This window comes from Flavobacterium sp. JP2137 (assembly GCF_050562195.1).
GTDB lineage: Bacteria > Bacteroidota > Bacteroidia > Flavobacteriales > Flavobacteriaceae > Flavobacterium.
In genome coordinates this window covers 1,267,944-1,282,944 of record NZ_CP191647.1, presented here as the reverse complement: position 1 = coordinate 1,282,944, position 15,001 = coordinate 1,267,944, and the positions used below count along the sequence as shown (strand labels likewise).

At 42.0% G+C, this 15,001-nt stretch carries 11 protein-coding genes; 3 read left to right on the top strand and 8 right to left on the bottom strand.

Going from position 1 to position 15,001, the window contains the following annotated elements:
- Positions 1 to 178 precede the first annotated feature (178 nt).
- From ACQZ43_RS05570 to ACQZ43_RS05535, 8 genes are all read right to left on the bottom strand, one after another.
- Positions 179 to 1,498 carry a DUF4302 domain-containing protein gene (locus ACQZ43_RS05570; RefSeq protein WP_430614970.1) on the bottom strand — a complete coding sequence of 440 codons (1,320 nt, stop codon included), beginning with the start codon at positions 1,496 to 1,498 and terminating at the stop codon, positions 179 to 181.
- Positions 1,499 to 1,540: 42 nt separating this feature from the next.
- The gene (locus ACQZ43_RS05565) at positions 1,541 to 2,404 is read right to left on the bottom strand and encodes a substrate import-associated zinc metallohydrolase lipoprotein (RefSeq protein WP_430614969.1); all 864 of its coding nucleotides are present in this window, start codon (positions 2,402 to 2,404) and stop codon (positions 1,541 to 1,543) included.
- Between the two features lie 18 nt (positions 2,405 to 2,422).
- Complete coding sequence (locus ACQZ43_RS05560; protein ID WP_430614968.1) at positions 2,423 to 3,910, bottom strand: RagB/SusD family nutrient uptake outer membrane protein; 1,488 nt, start codon at positions 3,908 to 3,910, stop codon at positions 2,423 to 2,425.
- 11 nt (positions 3,911 to 3,921) lie between these two features.
- A complete protein-coding gene (locus tag ACQZ43_RS05555; protein WP_430614967.1) occupies positions 3,922 to 7,281 on the bottom strand; it encodes a SusC/RagA family TonB-linked outer membrane protein in 3,360 nt (1,119 codons plus the stop codon).
- Positions 7,282 to 7,571: 290 nt separating this feature from the next.
- Positions 7,572 to 7,997, bottom strand: coding sequence for a large conductance mechanosensitive channel protein MscL (gene mscL, locus ACQZ43_RS05550; protein ID WP_430614966.1), 426 nt, complete (start codon positions 7,995 to 7,997; stop codon positions 7,572 to 7,574).
- A 72-nt stretch (positions 7,998 to 8,069) separates the two neighbouring features.
- The gene (locus tag ACQZ43_RS05545) at positions 8,070 to 10,505 is read right to left on the bottom strand and encodes a bifunctional UDP-N-acetylmuramoyl-tripeptide:D-alanyl-D-alanine ligase/alanine racemase (RefSeq protein WP_430614965.1); all 2,436 of its coding nucleotides are present in this window, start codon (positions 10,503 to 10,505) and stop codon (positions 8,070 to 8,072) included.
- Between the two features lie 242 nt (positions 10,506 to 10,747).
- A complete protein-coding gene (locus ACQZ43_RS05540; RefSeq protein ID WP_430614964.1) occupies positions 10,748 to 12,445 on the bottom strand; it encodes a bifunctional metallophosphatase/5'-nucleotidase in 1,698 nt (565 codons plus the stop codon).
- Between the two features lie 9 nt (positions 12,446 to 12,454).
- Complete coding sequence (locus ACQZ43_RS05535; protein WP_430614963.1) at positions 12,455 to 12,874, bottom strand: DsrE family protein; 420 nt, start codon at positions 12,872 to 12,874, stop codon at positions 12,455 to 12,457.
- A gap of 181 nt (positions 12,875 to 13,055) precedes the next feature.
- On the opposite strand from ACQZ43_RS05535, the gene ACQZ43_RS05530 reads away from it, so the two are divergent.
- The 3 genes from ACQZ43_RS05530 to ACQZ43_RS05520 all read left to right on the top strand — a co-directional run bounded on the left by ACQZ43_RS05530 (position 13,056) and on the right by ACQZ43_RS05520 (position 14,921).
- Positions 13,056 to 13,616, top strand: a complete 561-nt coding sequence (locus ACQZ43_RS05530; RefSeq protein WP_430614962.1) for a YeeE/YedE family protein — start codon at positions 13,056 to 13,058, stop codon at positions 13,614 to 13,616.
- A gap of 44 nt (positions 13,617 to 13,660) precedes the next feature.
- Entirely contained in the window at positions 13,661 to 14,074 is a 414-nt protein-coding gene (locus ACQZ43_RS05525; protein WP_430614961.1) for a DUF6691 family protein, read from the top strand.
- Between the two features lie 208 nt (positions 14,075 to 14,282).
- Positions 14,283 to 14,921 carry a Crp/Fnr family transcriptional regulator gene (locus tag ACQZ43_RS05520; protein ID WP_430614960.1) on the top strand — a complete coding sequence of 213 codons (639 nt, stop codon included), beginning with the start codon at positions 14,283 to 14,285 and terminating at the stop codon, positions 14,919 to 14,921.
- Positions 14,922 to 15,001: the final 80 nt, after the last annotated feature.

The following is a 15,001-nucleotide window of genomic DNA, read 5'->3' as shown; positions in this document are numbered from 1 at the left end:
CAAGAAAAGGGCTGTTTTCTCCAACGAGAGACAGCCCTTTTTTTACACCTATCCAAACTGGGAGTTTCTTATATAAACAGCGCGCGCACACTACTGCTAATGGCTGTACTATCCCTTTTTAAAACAACAAAAGGGCGCTTTCGCGCCCTTTTAATTTTACCATTTATAGTTGTACTGACTAATTAAAAATATAAGTTGTCATTTTAAACGGTGTACCCGCTGCACTAAAAGTATAAATAACGTTAGGCGCGCCTACTTTATATTTCTCTTTCTTAGCAAAAACACCATTAGGATCCATTAAATATCCATCGATTTCGCGAATTTGGTCAGGCATTGTATTAGAACTCCAGCTAACGTGAGTGAACTTCAAGTTTCCAAGAGGCCCTTCGGTAACTCTTACGGTGTGCGTCACTGACGCCATTCCACCTAAGAAACTATACGTAATTGTACTATTTGCCGTTGGCCCTCTAAATCCGATCTCAATTCTATCGATGTAATTAGCAGGCTGTGCTGCAAAAAGATCATTCAATAATTTTTTGAATAAATCTGAGTTACCCGCTGCACCAGAAAGGTACTCACCGATAAAACCAACAGCACTAGATTTTAAGAAAACCTTATAATCGTCTGTTTGTTGAAAAGGTCTTGTCAAATACTTAATTACCGCACGTACATCGCCTGAATTTACAGAGACAAACTCTTCATTAGCTGCATTATAGTCAAACGTATCAATTACTACGTCACCAACAACAACGGCTGGATTGATTTTAATACCCGTGTTTGTAAAAGAAACGCCGAAACCATTCTCCTCATTAATCGGTGCTAAAACGGCACTTTCTACTTGAGCAAAACGAGTTGTACCACTGTAGTTAAGTTCATAACCATTCATAGTACCACCAGTAGTAATTTCAAGGCTTCTAAACAACGGCTTGTCGCTTTTAGACATGTTCTGCCCCATAATGCGATTCTTACCTAGATTAGCCCAGTCTTCTGCTGTGGCTTTTACCATACGGAATTCCTTTCTTGATTTTACCGTTTGAAAAACAATATCTTCATTATCTCTTCCGTAGTAACCAAACTGGACATCCCCTTTGTAGCCTTGACCAGAGCTCAATGGCGAATTGTAAGAATCTGCAAGCACGTGAATTTTGTTTTTGGTTGTAAATACCAAAGAAACCGTTGCTCTTAAATCAATACCGTATTCACCTGTTTCCGGTGTAATATCTTCATCTGAAAAATCAGATGCCGTCACTACATTAACGTCATCGATGAAGTTAAAAAGAAAAGTGAATCCACCAAAAGATGAATTATCTGTATAGTACACTACTTTCCATCCGAATTCGGAGGATTTAAGCGCATCTGCCAACTCCTTCTTACGTTCAGCGATACGCTCCGTAGGATTTTTTTCGAAAACAGAATCATTATCTTTATTGTCACATGCCAAGAAACTACCAGCAACCAACAAAAAACAAAGTCCCTTTTTTATATTATAAAAACTCATATATTATTATTTTTTTAAAATTTAAAAGAAAGAATTAACCCATTAATTGCTAATAGCATCTATAGTGTTTCTTTCAGCCACATCGCGTAATTCGAAAAAGTCCATATCAAAGGCACTTTTATAGTACTCCACGACAATATCCACTTTTCGTTGCACCAATGCACGAGCAGTCACGCTAAGACCAGCCATAAATGTTTCATACTCTACTTTAGTATGCATCAAAATATAAGAAGCCGTTTCTGCAATATCCTCATCAACATTTAAACGCGCGTAATTCGTAACAAATCCTAATTCGTGCGATTCCGTTACATCGGTTATCAAATACCAAGTAGACGTATACTTACCTGGAGTAATGGTAGACCAAGCTTGTTTGTCATAAGGTTTTGTTTGATTTAAGATATGCACATACTCATGATGAATCGTATGAACGAATTGTCTAATATCATCCAATTTAGAACGATCAACAAAATCGGCATTGAACAAAGTAATTCTAGCACCACTTCCAGCTTCACCCAAAACGATGGTACCGTTGTTGTTCACATTATAACTACCTACGATATGAAGTTCTCTGGGCGATATTTTTTTGACAAAACTCGCTCCACCCACTTCCGTATACGTATCTAACCAGATTTTCTTAACCATTTCTAGAGCTGGCTTAACGCTTTCAAGTTTAGGTGGATACAACAATTTGTCGTAATTCCCCATCGCTTGATCCCATTTATAGGTCGCTCTAATATTGTAAGGTATTCTATAGTTTGCATCTATCCATTGATCAAGCTCCGTTTTTGGCGCTTCCTCCAAACTCAATCTGCTTTCCCCAAGGGAATCTTCTTTTGAACAACTTGTAGCAACAAGAACAAAAGAAGCTATAAAAGTTGTTGTCTTTAAAAAACTTATTAATTTCATAGTATCAATTATTTAATGTTATCTCGGGTTTTTTTCAATTCCTCTATCACTTGCGAAAAGCGGCACTTGAACTTGTCTTCTAGGGTCATCCTTAGTCAAAATCATCGGGGCTTTGTTAATAGCTCTATGCGTCACTTCCACATTAAAACGTCTCACGTCTAACCATCTTAAACCAGTTACGTAGAAATCTCTTCTTCTCGCATCGGTAAGGAGTTGTATCATGTAAGATTGATCCTCTGACAAGGAATAGAAAGGTGTGTAGGTATCTTGAGAAAGCCCTTCGTAAAGCGTTTTCAATTTTGCCATAGTAATCTTGTCAGCTAGTCCTGAATTTACCGTTCTAGTAGCTAAGAAAAAGTCCATTTCTTTCATGGCTATATCCATTTGATTCAACATGACATGCGCTTCGACTCTATTCAAGAACAATTCATCGTTACTAAATAAAATCATCGTAACAAAAGCATTACCTGTACCGGCATTTGCGTTTGTAACTTTAAAGTACTCATCAATATTATTGATAAAAGTAGCTGTGTTATTCGTAAAAGAAACCACGTTATAGGCCCACGATTTTCCGTAAGGACTACTCTTTCTACCATATAGATCGGTACTCGCTTCAGAAGTAAAGCAATATCTGTTTGAATACTGATCTCTAAAGAATCTACTTGGAACCGTTGAAATCAACAAATTCGTAGGAGATGCCGCACTGATGTAACGCAAATAACTCTCCTCATCAGTAAGGGTAATCAAGCTTTTATAATCTCTGATCTTACCTGTTGGAGCAGATCCTAAATGATCGGTCATTTCGATTACTTTTTCCCATTCTCCTTTGAAAAGATAGAAACGCGCGGCAAAAGCCTTAGCAGCACCAACGTTAAAGTGGTATTTTGGTTGTTTATAATCGTCTCCAACTAGGGTCAAACCCTCTGTTAGATCTTGTTCAATTCTTGCATATACCTCTGCCACAGTACCTCTTTTGTACTCAGCTAGCATTTCCGTTTCCACTTTATCTACATAAGGAATACCTAAATCCGTATCCGCAGTCGCTGGGTTATAGGTTTTAGACCATAAGTTCACCAACATAAAGTGTGCATAAGCTCTAGCTACTAAAGCCTCACCTCTGGATGCTTTCAATTTACTTGTAGTGGCTCCACCCAATTTATCGATAGCTTCTAATGCGGTATTGGCATGAGCAATAGCATTATAAGCCGCTACCCAATAAGCTGAAGGGGTATCCATTTCCTGGCTATCTACAACATCCCACTCGAAATTCTGAGTATTGATCACTCCTGTCAAAGAAAACTTCTCACTGTCAAAAGCGTTATCACTCATGGTTTCTGCAAAACTAGCATAAGTTCCAGCTGGGTACGCATTAACCAATAATTCAGCAATCTTCTCTTCGTTATCCAATTGGGTTCTGTTATCAGGAACTTCAGACAAAAAGTCATCACAACTAGATACAGAAGCGCCTAAAATTAAGAAACACGCTAATATCTTTATTCTTTTCATAATTTACTTAATTAAAATCCTACATTTAAAGTTAATGTATACTGACTCGTGATTGGCATAGCAACACCACCTGATCTATAAAACTCTGGATCTTGTCCGTTAAGTTTTTTATCTGAATAAATCAACAATGGGTTAGTGGCCATCAATTTAAGTGAGAAAGCACTAAAACCTACACTCTTTTTAAAATGATCTGGGAATTCATATCCTATAGATACGTTTTTCAATCTAACAAAACCACCATCTGCAACTCTTACATCTGAATAGTTGTAAGTATTGTACGCGATGTTTAATTTCTCTTCTCCGTAATTTCCTAACTGGCTAATATCAGCAATTGTAGGAATATTTGTACGATTTTCATCTCCTGGAATTAACCAACGGTCAGAAATATCTTTTGTGAATACATCCAAATCTGAATATCTAGAAGAGAAAGAAGGATTCAATCTTACTTTATTTCCACCTGAAGCTACTACGAAAATATTCATCGACCAGTTTTTATAGGTAAAAGTGTTAGAGAAACCCAAAGATTTGTTTGGTTCTAAACCACCTTCGTATTTCAAATAACCTTCAACACCTTCTGTGTCTTGGAAATTAGCACCAGCTACGTCATCCGTTTGTCCATCTGCTTGAATAAAAGTAGGTAAACCCTCTTTGTTCAAACCTGTAAATTGGTAAGAGTATAGTGCGTTTCTAGGACGTCCTACGATATTTCCTCCATAACCGTTTACCAAGTCATAAGCATTTGGCGTATTTTGGATACTCTTAATTTGTTGATCAAAATAAGAAGCATTCAAAGTTGTACTCCAGCTAAAATCATCATTCTTAACGTTCACTGTAGTAATAGCAAGTTCGATACCTTTAGTATCCATATCTGCATTATTACCCATTTTAACTTTTTGACCACCAACACCTGAAGTTACTACGTAATCGATCAAGTCAAATGCTTTTCTTTGGTAAACGTCCGTTACCACTTGAAGTCTGTTGTTGAACAAACCTAAATCTAAACCAATGTTGGTTTCGTATTGTTTTTCCCAAGTTAAATCAGCATTTTGAAGTTCCGAAATCAACAAAGAGTTTTCTCTTAATCCACTTAGGGAACGATCGGTAATCGCACTTCTATAAATCGCTAAAGAGTTTGTTGCAGGACCAGCAGTAGCTGTTAATCCGTAAGAACCTCTTAAGCTCAAGTTACTAATTGTTTCTGAATCCTGTAGGAATTTCTCCTCAGATGCATTCCATTTACCACTTACTGTATAAGTTGGCAACCATCTAGAAGCAGTACTGTTTCCCTGTCTGTTTGAACCGTCATAACGACCTGTCAAAGACACGGTATATCTTCTGTCGTAAGTATAACCTACTTTACCGAAGAAGGCCACTGTACGCTCTCTTTCTTCAGCCAAACCAAAATAACTACCTCCAGTTTCAAGCAATTTTTCAATAGCTCTAGCATCTGTAAAAGCAGTCAATCCCTTACCGTACTGAACACCATACGCGGTATAGTCTTCGCTATTTCTGTTTACCGTACGCATTTCAGCACCGAAGAATCCATCAATTTCATGAACATCGTTAAATGCACGCTTATACGTTAAACTGTTTCTCAAGTTAAAAGAAGTCATATCGTTAAGGATAGTCGTTCTAATACCTCCATTTGGAAGCACTACAACTGGTGGCGCTCCTGCATCATTAGGATCTCTAAACAAGAAAATGTTATCGTCTCTTTCAATCGTAGTTAAATTCGCATTGTAAGCACCTACGATATTTGATTTTTCCAATACATTATGAACACGTTTCGTATCGGCATAACGAGCCGAACCACTTAAGTTATAAGTCAAATATGGATTGATTTTGTAATCGATATCCAATTGCAACTTGATCTCTTTAACATCTACATCCATATAGTTGTTATCGATTTCATTTAAGATATTAAATGGAGCCCAGTTCATTCTGTTGTATTCCAAGTTTCCGTTTTCGTCATAAGGACGCAACGTTCTACTTGTGTTTAACGCATAGCTAAATGGGTTAATATCAAACTCACGTGAAGAACCTCCACCTACTAAATCTTTTTTACTATCATAACTTCCCGGTGCTTTTTGATCACGTACCGATGCCATACCAGAAACGGTAACAGTCAATTTATCGTTTACGAAAAACGTATTCTTTAAATTCGCCGTAACACGGTGTACTTGGTCAGCCAAAGTCCATCCCGGATCAGCATAATATCCTAACGATGCAAAATATGCACTGTTTTTACCCCCTCCAGAAAAACTCAAAGAGTGATTCTGAGTAATTGAAGGTCTGAACAATACTTTAAACCAATCTGTGTTAGCCTTTTCGTATTGTCTAAGGAATTCATTCTTTCTAGGATCGGTATTCTCAACACGGTACCCATCTGTTTCCGGATTGTAGTTGTTAATACCCCTGTACATCATGTTATAAACCCCTCCGTAACGTCCTTGAACCAATGAAGGGTAATCCAAATGTCCTTTATTGTTTAATTCACCCAAAACAGACATGGTCTCTTGTGAGTTAAGAATGTCATATTGCGAATAGCTTGGAACCACTCTTACCGTGTTTTCCGCTGAGTAGCTAATTGTCAATGGAGACTCTCTTCTACCGCTTTTAGTTGTAATAACCACAACTCCATTCATCGCTCTTGAACCGTAGATAGAAGTAGCAGCAGCATCTTTTAAGATGTCAATGCTCAAAACATCACTACTATTCAATCCAGCAATAGATGAACTCAATAAAGTTTCCGAGTTACCAGAAGCTAAATCTTCGAAACTCACGTTGATGATATCCTCTTGAACGATACCGTCAATAACCCATAAAGGTTTGGTATCTCCAAAAATAGAAGAAGCACCACGTACGGTGATTTTAGGAGCAGCACCAAAAGTACCTGTAACGTTTTGTACCGTTACCCCAGCAGCTTTACCCTCAATCATTCTACTTACGTCAACCACTCCTTCAACTTTCAATTCTTTTTCGGAAATTCTACTTACAGCACCAGTAACTTCTCTTTTAGTCATACTCTGGTAACCTGTACTAATAGTAATCCCGTCTAGTTCTTCTGACAATTCTGTCAGCTTAACATTTACTACACTTCTACCTTGTAATTTGACTTCAGAGGTTTTGTGCCCCATATATTCAAACACTAAAATAGCATTTCCGTCCTTAACAGCAATCGAATAATTACCGTCTGAATCAGTACTAACACCTTCTTGGGTGCCTTTAATTAGAACGCTTGCTCCTGGAAGAGACAACCCATCTCCCGCTGAAACAACCTTACCTGTAACCTTTCTTCCCTGTGAATACGCCTCTTGAACAGTCAAAAGGGTCAACAACACTAGAAAGAAATTGAGTACAATTTTCCTCATGTTTTATTATTTTTAAATTGTTTAACAAACAAATAACAAAAAATCCATATATGCTAATTTTGTGTTATTTTTTTTTATAGTTTTTTTCTATTATAGGAAAGTTAAATCTTAACAATCAAAAGCGCTCCCAGCCTTTTTTAGGTGCGCAGACAGCGCTGTTAGTTCCGCCCAAAATGCCGTTAAAAAATTCCTTTTTAACCAGCTTTTACCACGAAAAATCCTTTTAAATCTCCTAAAAATAAAAAAAACCCGTCCAGTGGACAGGTTTTTTTAAATCGATATATATAATTTTATTTTTTTAGCAAATCGCGAATCTCCGCCAACAACTGTTCTTGCGACGGCCCTGCTGGAGCTGCTGGTACCACTTCTTCCTTTTTCTTGAGCTGATTAATTCCCTTTACCAAGAAAAAAACCACCAAAGCCAACAACAAAAAGCTGATCAATACCGTGATAAAGTTTCCATAAGCAAAAATTACAGCGCCTTCTACACCTCTAGCATCCTTTAACGGAGCTCCGTCCGGAACAGTACCCTTTAATACATAATAGATATTGCTGAAATCCGGAGTACCGATAATTCCAGATACTAAAGGCATTATCAAATCATTAACAACACTGTCGATAATTTTCCCAAATGCACCTCCAATAATTACCCCTACTGCCAAGTCCATTACATTTCCTTTAACAGCAAACTCTTTAAACTCCTTTATGAATCCCATACCTTTTTGTATTTAAATTTACGCTAAAATAATAAATTTCCATTTCAATACTAAACAATTTCTTAAAAAATTTTATTCTTCATAGAAAATGCGTTTAACCCTTTGCGAAATACTAGTCATGATTTCGTAGGGTATGGTATTCAATTGCCTAGCTACTTCTGTAACAGGGATTTCCGGCCCAAAGACGATTACCGAATCGCCTTCTTCACATTCAATCCCCGACACGTCTACCATCATCATATCCATGCAAATCGACCCGACGATCGTCGCTTTGCACTCCTTAATATATACGTAACCTTTTTCATTGCCCCAAGCGCGCGGAATTCCATCGGCATATCCAATGGGAATCGTCGCGATTTTGGTCACGCCCTTCGAGCGGAACCTGCGCGCGTATCCCACACTCTCGCCATCGGAAACACGGCGCAGTTGCAAGATCACCGTGCGCAAGGTACTCACGTGCGCCAATTGCTTGGTCTCTTCCACATCGTTGCCCACGCCGTACAAACCAATGCCCAGGCGCACCATCTCCAGTTGGTGCTCGGGAAAGTGGTAAATGCCCGAAGTGTTTAGTATATGTCGGATTGGATCGATCTCCAATGCCTCGGTCAATCGACTGCACTGCTGTACAAACAGCGCAATCTGATCGAGGGTAAATGCGCGGTACTCGGCCATATCACTGGACGAGAGATGAGAAAAAATCGTTTTGACCTCCAAGACATTGGTCGGTTTTAACACTGCGATCAACTCGTCGAGGTTGTGGTCTTCAAAACCCAAGCGGTGCATACCCGTATCCAACTTGATGTGTATGGGATACTGATAGGCATTTTTCTCTTGTGCAAACTGCAAAAAGGCCTTTAACTCCCGTATCGAATAAATTTCCGGTTCCAAATCATAGGCGATCATGGCCGAAAAGGCGCTGATTTCCGGATTCATCACGATGATGGGCAATTGTATCCCCGCTTTTCGCAGGGCAATGCCCTCGTCGGCAAAGGCCACGCCCAAATAGTCGATCTTATCATGAGCCAACAACTTGGCGATTTCAAAACTTCCATTGCCATAGCCAAAGGCCTTGACCATAACCATGACTTTGGTGGATGGTCGCAATTTGGAGCGGTAGAAATTCAGGTTGTGCCGAACGGCATTCAAATTGATTTCCAAAACGGTCTCGTGGGTTTTTTCCTCGAGCAGACTGCATATTTTTTGAAATTGAAAACCGCGGGCTCCTTTGACCAGGATCGTCTCTTGTTGAAACTCATCGGCGGCGAACTTTTGCAAAAAGGCATCGGTGCTGCTGTAGCCATAAAAATTCTTTAAGCCTTGGAGTTGTTTGGAAATTGCGGGGCCGATTCCGATAATGCGATTGATTTTATTGGATTGCAGCAATGCCCCTACTTGCCGATACAATTCCACTTCGGGCAGGCCGCTTTGAAAAACATCGGAGAGGATTACGGTTTTATCGGTATGCGTTTTGTGTTTCTCCAAAAAATCCAATGCGATTTTTAGCGATTGAAAATCGGAGCTGTAACTGTCGTCGATCAGCGTGCATTGGTGAATGCCGTTTTTTACCTGCAAGCGCATTTCGACGCGATACAATTTTGACAGCCGTTGCGCAATCAGCGCTTCGGAATATTCTAACCACAACAAGGTCGTGATGCACGTGGCGATGTTGGCCAAATCCGCTGGCTCTTCAAAGGGAATATCCACCTCAAAAGCGCGGTCGCCATAGTTGACGGTCAATTGCCCCGACTGTTTGTGTATAAAAAACACATCGGCTGTGGGCTGTATAAAACTCCAGGTATATAACAGACTGCGATTTTTCAAGTGTTGTAGCACGGCGGCATCTTCTTCGAGTATCAATTTCGACACCCCTTTAAAGAGTCGAAGTTTTTCGGTGATTTTTTCCGTGAGATTCTCAAAGCCCTCGTCGTGATCGCTGCCGATCGCGGTGAGTATACCCAGGGTGGGTTGTATGATGGTTTGTAGAGTTTCCATTTCGTTAACCGTAGATATCCCCGCTTCAAAAATGCCGAAATTGTGTTTGTGATCGATGCCTAAAACCGATAGGGGAACCCCGACCTGAGAGTTATAACTCTTCGGACTTTTAATCACGTTGTGATCGGGATTGAGCAAGAAATTCAACCACTCCTTGACCACGGTTTTACCCCTGCTACCCGTAATTCCTATAACGGGAAAATCGAATTGTGCGCGGTAATAGGCGGCGAATTTCTGAAAGGCTATCAGGGTATTGTCGACCCTAAAAAAATGCACGCCCTCAGGCGCCACTAACGGCTCTTTGGACACGACAAAATTGCGCACCCCCTTTTGAATCAAATCTCCTATAAATTGATGGGCATCGTGGTGGGCACCGTCTAAGGCAAAAAACAAGCTGTGCTCGTTGTTCTGTAAAGACCGGCTATCGATGGATACGTGGGTAAAGACGATTTCGGCAACTCCTGCTAAGGTTTTAGCAGACACTATTTTACAAAAATCCGACACTTTTATTTTCATGACTTGCCTATGCTTTTAATTTGCCTATCAAAGTTAAGGCAAATCGCAGAACAATCTAAAAAATATCGGGAGTTTTTAAACGCAATTACAGGGGGAAGCGCGGCTTTTTACACGGCCGCTTGCAAACGAATCATCCCCATCGAAAACGGCTGTTGCCGCATTGTCGATGGGGATTGCCGCAGAAGTCGATCGCTTGCGGTTCACCGCGCTGTCCTTTTATTGGTATCCGTCGTAAATGCAGGCTATACAAAGGTATAATCCACACCGGTTACCTGAGACAAAAGGGTGTCTGGCGCGTCTAGAATCACCGCTGCTTTGGGCGGTGTAGGCGTTACCGGACTATGGGTTTTTAGATAGGCCAACATCGCATCGTGTAAGGTAGACTCGGTGTTAAACGCTTCGCGTACGTTTTTCATTCGGCACAGCATATCGTCGGGATCTCCTTCTCGCTCGCAGGCCAAAATCCGATAGGTTTGCTGCTCTTCTAGGGGCTTTCCGCCTATTTGTATGCTCTTGACGCGCTGTCCGTGGGTGGCAAAGGCTTCGAAGGTGACTTCCATACCTTTAAACTTAACTACCCAGCCGCCAAATCGGTGCGCCGCTTCTTGAGCGAAAACGTTGTTGAGTTCCTTTTCCAGCCAATTGCGAATCTGCAAGCCGGACACCTTCCCGATGCGAATCGTCGAGTCTACCGGCAGCATATCGTATATAAATCCGTTGGTTATGGGAATATTTCCGGTATGGTCGCGCGTTACGTTGGGCGGACAGAATCGAAAGCCGTTGGACAGCACTACGTCTACCTCGGGATGTTTGGCGTGTAAGGCCTGCAACACCAAGGTATCGATCGGGTTTTCCACGACGAAATAGCGATACAAAGGCAGGGTGCTGTACCCGACTATGCGATTGATATCGGCAGTATAGGGTTGTTCCACCTGAGCGACCAAGTTCGCCACCGCAGCATCGGGTGTAATTTTGGAGGCCGTGACCTCCAACAACTCGTAAGTGTCGCGAATGACCTTGCCGTCTTTTACATACAAATCGAGCTTGCCGATAAAGGACCCAAAGGCACCGGGCTCCACCACTTTGGCGTAGGTACACACGATGGGCTTGCGCACCCGTTCGTGGGTATCGCCACCAAAGATATAATCGACGCCCTGACATGCGGGATGATTTGCCAAGGCGATTTGTTGAGACAATCCCAGATGTGCTATGATAATAACATAGGCACATTGCTCTTGATTGCGCAATACGTCTACGTAATGCGCCAGGTTTTCAGAGGGTTCGGTATAGCGAATGCCCGCGCTGTACATCGGCGATTGGCGCAGGGGCACCAAGGGATCGGTATAGCCCAAAAATCCGATTTTTATACCGGCCGTATGCCAGATGTGATAGGGCTGAAAAATGAGTTCTCCCTTGTTGCCCGCACCCAAATCGTGGTACATATTGCTGCATATTTTGGGTGCATTCAAAGCGCCCATCAGTTGTTGCATATTCTTTTTGCCGTACACCACCTCCCAGTTTCCCGGTAAAAACAGGTTGTATTGCAACTGATTTAAAATGGGCACAAAGGCCTTGCCCGAGGTGTGCACCGCCAATTCACTGCCCTGAAACATATCGCCGGTATCGACGGTAAAATTGTTGGGATTTGCCGCCCTCAAATCGTTTAGCAGGGCTGCGAGGTAGGCATAACCCCCGGTTTTTCGATAAACCGCCGCGTCGTTTTCCCAAAACAGTTCGTCGTGGGGATGCAGTTGGCAGTGTACGTCGGTGGTTTGAAAAACACTGACTTTCTCCACGCCTTCCTCGGCCAACAAAGCCGCTTCCGCTGCATTTGCCGCCTGCTTCTCGTCTTGGGCCTTGGCAAATCCAAGTGCTGGCATTACTGCGGTTCCCAAGCCCACAACGCCCATTGCTTTTATAAAACTCCTACGGTCTTTCATTTTATCGTTCTAAAAATTACTTTTAATATAACTCCACCCCTGTTCTTGTCGCAGCACAATCTCTGCGATTCCCGACGGTATGTATTCCATTCTTTCAATGATGCTAGCCTTGTCGATTTCCTTTTGCTTTAGGGTGTTTTCACACACTTGAAACACCACGCCACGATCGACCAATTGATGGATCTCTGCTTTAAAGGCGGTTTTGTCGGTTTGCACCAGAGCGATGCCCGGACCGTGGATAACCACGTGTATGACCACGTCGTTTTCCCAGAGGCTGAGCAAGTTGTTCACGTTGTTTATCAATCCCTTTTGCTCGGCAGCTTCGCCACTGCTCATCTGAAAAACCACGCGATGGGTGGTTTTGTTTTGCTGCGCTTGCGCCGAGCCGACTAGCATCAGGAAGATACTCATTAGAAATAGGTTTCTCATCGTTGTTTTTTTGAATCAATATCCGAATAAAAACGGACTTTAAATACGTTTTTCAAAACTAAGTGCTTTGAAGTGCAATGGCAGTAACAATTGTTACACAGTCGATTTTAAATGGCTTTGTAGCAAATGTTACTGTACGAGTTTATATTTATGCGTTCCTTTGTTTGATAAATTTAAAACTATGCATGCGATATTAGAACCCTGGCCTTGGTATATAGGAGGCCCGATGATTGCCATTACGATGGTTGCCCTGTTGTATTTGGGCAAATCCTTTGGATTTTCCTCAAATTTACGCACGATTTGCGCGATGGCCGGTGCGGGTAAGAGCTGCGATTTCTTTTGCTTTGACTGGAAGGCTCAGTCTTGGAACCTGCTGTTTTTGGTCGGTACCATAGCCGGAGGCTTTATTGCGTTTCACTTTTTGAGTACGGCAGACGCGGCGGTTCCCCTAGCGGAAACCACCCTTGTAAAACTGCATAATTTGGGCTTTGAAAGTGCGGGAAAAACGTATATCCCCACCGAATTATTTGGACCGGAAACCTTCCAATCACCTAAGAATCTATTGCTGTTGCTCGTAGCGGGACTGCTTGTGGGCTTTGGGTCGCGCTATGCGGGAGGCTGTACTTCGGGACACGCCATTTCGGGTTTGAGCAATTTTCAACTTCCCTCGCTTTATGCCGTTATCGGTTTTTTTGTCGGAGGATTGATTATGGTTCACCTGCTGTTTCCCCTTATTTTTTAAACACTGCGCGCCTTAGGCGCCGCTAAAAATACATCAACTACACTATGAAAAAATTCACTTATCTGCTGCTGGGCCTGTTCTTCGGAATAGCCATGTTTAAGTCGGGAGCCTCGTCTTGGTTTCGCATTTTTGAAATGTTTCAGTTCGACTCGTTTCACATGTACGGCATTATCGGGTCGGCCTTGGTATTGGGCGTGATCGCCGTTCAGTATATCAAGCGCAACCGCGTTCGCGACGTATCGGGAAATCCGATCGTGTTTCAGGACAAGAAAAAGGGCATCGTGCGCTATATGGCTGGCGGTACCATTTTCGGATTGGGCTGGGCCTTGGGAGGTGCTTGTCCCGGACCGATGTTTGCGCTGTTGGGCGCGGGCTTTTTGCCTTTGGCTGTCGCGATTATCGGGGCGCTGTTGGGCACTTGGATTTACGGCTTGATTCAAAACAAACTGCCTCATTAATCCGCAATTTCCCTTTAGCACCGCCTGCAATAGGGATGGCAGCGACATCCTTTTTAGGGCGCTGCGCGCCCTAAAAAGATATAGCGTACAGCCCGGGCCGAAGGCATTGCCAAAAACGGTTTTGTTTTTGCCAATATTCTGCCTAGGAGTTGTAGGATGCCCAAAATAATCCTATTTTTAACCGCTATTAATCTTTTACCCGTTAATTATGGATCACGTTATTAGAGAGGCTTATGGGGCTGTTTTTGAAGATGCATTGATTGAAGAACTCGTGGAAACGGCTGCGATTTACGATTTTGAAGAGGGCGACAAATTGATTGAAATTGGCGAATACATCAAAAAAATGCCCTTGTTATTACACGGCGCCATAAAAATTATGCGCGAAGACAAGGATGAGGGCGAATTGTTGTTGTATTTTATAGAAAAAGGCGATACCTGTGCATTTACATTGATTTGCACCTTGGGCGAAAAGCAAAGCGGCATACGCGCTATAGCAGAAACCGCCGGCTCACTGGCCATGATACCGGTTTCTAAAATGGAAGAATGGATGGGAAAATATCGCAGTTGGCGCAATTTTGTACTCAACAGCTACAACAACCGCCTTTCGGAAATGTTGGTCGCCATAGACAATTTGGCTTTTATGAAAATGGACCAGCGCCTGCTGAGTCATTTACAGGAAAAAGCCAAGATCAACAACAGCAACATCATCAACAACACCCATCAGGAAATCGCTTATGAGCTCAACACCTCTCGGGTGGTGATTTCGCGTTTGCTCAAGAGTTTTGAAAATCAGGGGCTCATTCGCCTCAACCGAAAAAACATCGAGTTGCTCGCGCCGCAAGCCTAAAGTTTAACGCTTTTTAACCCGCTACTGTAACTCAGGTTACTGCCCATTTTAAAAAAGAGGGTTAATTTTACCTTAGAATA